The following is a 4,768-nucleotide window of genomic DNA, read 5'->3' on the forward strand; positions in this document are numbered from 1 at the left end:
CGCCCGGTGCGAGCGGGGGCCGGCGGCCTTCAGGGGCCGCTGATCGCGCAGCCCGATCCCCCGCACCGGGCTGCGCGCGGCACCTCGATCAGGGTGCTGGCCGCGGCGAGGACATGGCCGACGTGCCGGCTGCTGCCTCGGCGAGGGCAGGCCGCCGCTTCGGCAGCCCCAGGCGGCCGCGGGTGACGGCGAGCGCGATGACCGCTCCGGCCAGGGAGGCGAGGAAGAAGGCGTGGGTCACATCGGCGCGGGACATCCCGGGGAACAGGTCCTCGCCGGCCACGGAGAAGTAGTTGTTGACCCCGCAGTGCAGCAGCATGACGAGCGGCATGCTCTCGCCGGACCGGTTGAACACCCAGGTCATCACGAAGCTGAACAGGGTGGCCGTCGCGACGAACTCGACGGGCTCCGTCCAGGCCACCTCCGGGCCGCCGCCCCAGTCGGTGAGGAACAGCGGCAGGTGCCAGCCGCCCCACAGGACACCGACGATCAGGGTGGCGGCGAGGGGCCCGTTGCGGCGCTGCATGCGCGGCATGGCGAACTCGCGCCACCCCGGCTCCTCCGCGAGCCCGGTGGTGATCATCTGGGCGGCCAGGCCCGGCAGGAACGCGATCAGGACCGTGGCGGAGGGCTGCGCGGGGCCGTCGCCGGACAGCGCCACCGAGGCCAGGGTGAGCGCGAGCGGCACCGACACCAGGACGGCCAGGTACCAGCGCCAACCGACCTTGAACCGCGTCATGCGGCCCCGCCAGGTACGCAGTCCGGCGCGTCCCTCGGTGAGGGCGATGATGAGCAGCGCGGACCCGATGGGGCCGAGGTAGGCGCCGGGCAGGACACCGGTGATCTGGGAGGCGGCGGCCCCACCGGGGAAGGTGAAGTCCCAGACGCCCAGGCCGTTCCCGGACAGGACGTACGGCAGCCAGGCCACCCAGCTCAGTCCGTAGGCCAGGGTGAAGAACCAGGTCAGCGGATGGCGGCGGAGGCTGCCGCGCAGGGTGCCTTCCGTGCGGCCGGCCGGTGCCGTGCTCGTTCGTGCGGGGGTCTCGGTCCTCACTGCGGGTCCTCTCGGCGGTCGCTGATGACGTGTCCTCAGCACACCACCGGGCGCCCGGCGGATCATTGCCGCGCACACCCCGAGTGGGGGTACAGCAGGCTGTACCCCGGGCCGGTTCCCTCAGCGCCGGCGGGCGTCCTCCAGGTAGTGCAGGACGGCCGCGACCCGCCGGTCCAGCTGGTCCGTCGGGGACAGGTCGAGCTTGGCGAAGATGCTGCGGATGTGTTTGTGCACGGCCCCCTCGGTGACGACGAGCCGTTCTGCGATGGCGCTGTTGCCCAGGCCCTCCGCCATCAGGCCGAGCACGTCCTTCTCGCGGGGGCTGAGGCGTTCCAGGCGGGTGTCGCGGCGGGAGCGGGTGAAGAGCTGCGCGACGACCTCGGGGTCGATGGCGGTGCCACCGCCGGCGACCCGGCGCAGCGCGTCGAGGAACTCCTCGACCCGGCCGACGCGTTCCTTCAGCAGATAGCCGAGCCCGCCGACGCCGCCCGTGAGGAGTTCGGTGGCGAAGCTCTGCTCGACGTAGGCGGACAGGACGAGCACGGCGAGTGCGGGACGGCGGCGGCGTGCCTCGACGGCCGCGCGGATGCCCTCGTCGGTGTGGGTGGGCGGCATCCGCACGTCGAGGATGGCCACGTCCGGCTCGTGACGGTCGACGGCGTCCAGGGCGTCGTCGGGAGTGCCGGCCGTGGCGACCACGTCCAGGGACTCGGCGCGCAGCAGCAGGGCCAGCCCTTCGCGCAGCAGGGGGTCGTCCTCGGCGATCACGATCCGCATGGCAGGTCCACTTCCAGGGTTGTCGGGCCGCCCGGCGGGCTCGTCAGGCGGAACGTGCCGTCGTGGGCGGCGACGCGCCGCCGGATCCCGGCGAGACCGGAGCCGGTGCCGGGCCCGCCGTCGTCGCGCGCCTCGGCGGGGGCCGTGGCGCCGCCGTGCCCGTCGTCGTCGACGGTCAGCAGGAGCCGTCCGCCGGCCAGCCGGGCGGTGACGGTGGCGCGGGTCGCGCCGCTGTGCTTGGCGATGTTGGTGAGGGCCTCGGCGACGGCGAAGTAGGCGGTCGCCTCCACCGAGGCCGCACAGCGCCGGGGCATGTCCACGTCGACGCGGCACGGCACGGCGCACTCGGCGGCGAGCCCGGTGAGCGCCCCGGCCAGACCGCGGTCGGACAGGACGGGCGGCAGGATGCCGCGGGAGACCGCCCGCAGGTCGGCCAGCGCCTGCTCGGCGGCGGACTGGGCGCGTTCCAGGAGGTCCTGCGCGCCGTCCGGGTCGCGGGCCACCATCCGTCGGGCGGCGCCGAGCAGCACGGTCACGGACACGATCCGGTTCTGCGTGCCGTCGTGCAGGGCGCGTTCGATACGGCGCAGCTCGGCGGCGTGGGCGTCGAGCGCGGCGGCGCGGGTGGCGGTCAACTCCGCGATGCGCAGGGAGAGGTCGGTCTCCGGTCCGGCCGTCAGCAGGCGCCGCCCGGGGCCGCCCTGAACGCGCGCCATGGCGGGGCCGAGGCCCAGGACGATGGCGATCCAGCCGACGCCGAGGAGGGCGACGGCGACCGCGTCCGCCCAGGAGCTGGACGAGCCGATGCCGATGGAGGTGGCCGTCACGTCCGCGGGGACGAACCGCCAGTACAGCGGGAACAAAAGGTCCCGTACGGCGAGGACGGGCAGCCAGAGGCCGAGCAGTCCCAGCGGCAGGCCCACGACGACGTGCCGGACCAGCCACCGCAGTTCACGCCGGGTGGTGGAATCGCGAAGGGCGGCGCGCGGGACGGTCGGAGGTGGTGCCGGCGCCAGGACCTCGGGGCCGGAGCGGGCCAGCCGGGCGCGCTCGAGCCCGGCCAGGCCGTGCAGGGCCCGCAGGGCGGCCGGCGCCGCGAGCAGCCCCACGCCGAGCGGGACGGTGAGGGCGCACCCGGCGAGCAGGATCAGCACGGGCAGCGCGAGTAAGGCCGTACGGAGGCCGGAGACCAGTTGTCCCGTCGCGCCCAGCGCGTCCCGCACGACTCCCACGACGTGGTCCCGGCGGCCTGGGCCCGGATGGTCGTCACCGTTCGGCATGCCCACTCCTTCCGTCGAGCACAGCGAACGACCCTATAAGAACTCCTAACGAAATGATCTTCGAGGTGGTTGGATCACCCCGGGAGCGTTGATCCGGGGGTGCGGAGTGGCTCGGCCGAAGCCGTGGGAAGTCGATGACGAGTTGTGGGCGGTGATCGAGCCGCTGTTGCCGAAGATTGAGCGTCGGCTCCGGCATCCGGGTCGCAGGCGGCATCCGGACCGGTTGGTGTTCCAGGGCATTCTGTTCGTCCTGCACACGGGGATTGCCTGGGAGCACCTGCCGCAGGAACTCGGCTTCGGTTCGGGCATGACGTGCTGGCATCGCCTGGCCGAGTGGACCGAGGTCGGAGTGTGGCCCCGATTGCACGAGGTCCTCCTCGCCGAACTCCGCAGCGCGAACGCCCTGGACTTCTCCCTGGCGGCGGTCGACGGCTCCCACATCCGAGCGTTAAAGGGGGAGCCAAGACAGGACGAAGCCCCGTCGACCGGGGCAGGACGGGCAGCAAGCCTCACCTGATCACCGACGCCACCGGCATCCCGCTCGCCGTCACCCTGACCGGCGGCAACCGCAACGACGTCACCCAGCTGATCCCCCTCCTCCAGGCCGTGCCGCCCGTGCGGGGCAAGCGCGGCCGGCCCCGGCGCCGCCCTGAGGCGGTGCTGGCCGACCGCGGATACGACCATGACAAGTACCGCCGCCTGGTCTGGGACCTCGGCGTGAAACCGCAGATCGCCCGCCGCGGCACCGAACACGGCTCCGGCCTGGGCACCCAACGCTGGGTCGTCGAGCGAGCGTTCGCCCACCTGCACTGGTTCCGCCGCCTACGCATCCGCTGGGAGATACGCGATGACATCCACGAAGCCTTCCTCAGCCTCGCTTGCAGCATCATCTGCTGGCGACGGCTGAAGAAGCTCCGGCCGCGTTAACGTTCGTTGTTCTGGGCAGCCTCGAAGCCGCGGTCTTGGATCACTGGAAAAACTTGCTGTGTGGTGGTGATCCAGGCGTCGATGTCGGCATGGGACGACCTGATGGCGCTGATCAGCGCCTCGATCACGTCCAGCTTCGGCTTACCGACGTTCAGGCTGAGCTGGTCCATCGACACCTCTTGATACGACATGACCAGCTGCCACCAGAACCGCATGAGGAAGCGGCATTCCTGCGGGTCACGGTCGTCTGCGAGGCGATCGTGAACGACCCTCTGGACGCGCCGCCGCTGCTCATCGTCACGAAAGCCGTTGTTGAGGTCGGTCAGGGTCACGTCCGGAGAGTAGCAACCGCGTTCGTTCACGGCCTCTGAGTTAGCTCTCAAGTCCTCGCAGAGCATTCTGTTAGAGGTTCTTAGCGTCGGTCTTGGCCTCGCCGGGGTAGAGGTCGGCGATCCTGCGCATGGCGAGTCCTGGCAGGTAGGCGACCTGACAGCCGGCGTCCCTGGCGACGGTCAGTGGGAGGGCGCCGATGGAAGCGGGCTGGTCCACGATCACCAAGACCGTGCCGTACTTGGTCTTGAGCTTGTCGAAGACAGCTCGGAGCTTTGGTTCGGTGAACCGCTCCGGGATCGGTGGAGTGGTATGCCCCGGTTCTAATGGAGTCGGGTTGCTGGACAATTGACGATCCAGCAGCCTTCGGAGGCCGTGATGCCCCGCAGCTATCCGCCCG

General features: G+C 71.5%; 5 protein-coding genes and 1 pseudogene. 1 reads left to right on the forward strand and 5 read right to left on the reverse strand.

What is annotated here, in order from left to right; translation table 11 throughout:
• Positions 1–88: 88 nt before the first annotated feature.
• From ACFRAC_RS36505 to ACFRAC_RS36515, 3 genes are all read right to left on the reverse strand, one after another.
• Positions 89–1,054: a CPBP family intramembrane glutamic endopeptidase gene (locus tag ACFRAC_RS36505; RefSeq protein ID WP_382939593.1), complete on the reverse strand. Its 966-nt coding sequence runs from the start codon at positions 1,052–1,054 to the stop codon at positions 89–91.
• Positions 1,055–1,174: 120 nt separating this feature from the next.
• Complete coding sequence (locus ACFRAC_RS36510; protein WP_361353597.1) at positions 1,175–1,831, reverse strand: response regulator transcription factor; 657 nt, start codon at positions 1,829–1,831, stop codon at positions 1,175–1,177.
• Positions 1,819–3,111 carry a sensor histidine kinase gene (locus ACFRAC_RS36515; RefSeq protein WP_382939597.1) on the reverse strand — a complete coding sequence of 431 codons (1,293 nt, stop codon included), beginning with the start codon at positions 3,109–3,111 and terminating at the stop codon, positions 1,819–1,821. Before ACFRAC_RS36515 ends, ACFRAC_RS36510 begins: the two co-directional genes overlap by 13 nt.
• 106 nt (positions 3,112–3,217) lie before the next feature.
• On the opposite strand from ACFRAC_RS36515, the gene ACFRAC_RS36520 reads away from it, so the two are divergent.
• Positions 3,218–4,038 (forward strand): IS5 family transposase gene (locus ACFRAC_RS36520; RefSeq protein WP_382939599.1). Its coding sequence is split into 2 segments (ribosomal slippage): positions 3,218–3,544 and positions 3,547–4,038, totalling 819 coding nucleotides; the frame shifts between segments, so codons are not numbered across the junction.
• On the opposite strand, the gene ACFRAC_RS36525 is transcribed toward ACFRAC_RS36520, so the two are convergent.
• Positions 4,035–4,370 carry a hypothetical protein gene (locus tag ACFRAC_RS36525; RefSeq protein ID WP_361353606.1) on the reverse strand — a complete coding sequence of 112 codons (336 nt, stop codon included), beginning with the start codon at positions 4,368–4,370 and terminating at the stop codon, positions 4,035–4,037. The genes ACFRAC_RS36520 and ACFRAC_RS36525 overlap by 4 nt on opposite strands.
• A gap of 76 nt (positions 4,371–4,446) precedes the next feature.
• Positions 4,447–4,761, reverse strand: a pseudogene (locus tag ACFRAC_RS36530) (transposase); the annotation flags it as partial.
• Positions 4,762–4,768: the final 7 nt, after the last annotated feature.

Source organism: Streptomyces sp. NPDC056628 (genome assembly GCF_042792555.1).
Taxonomy (GTDB): Bacteria; Actinomycetota; Actinomycetes; order Streptomycetales; family Streptomycetaceae; genus Streptomyces.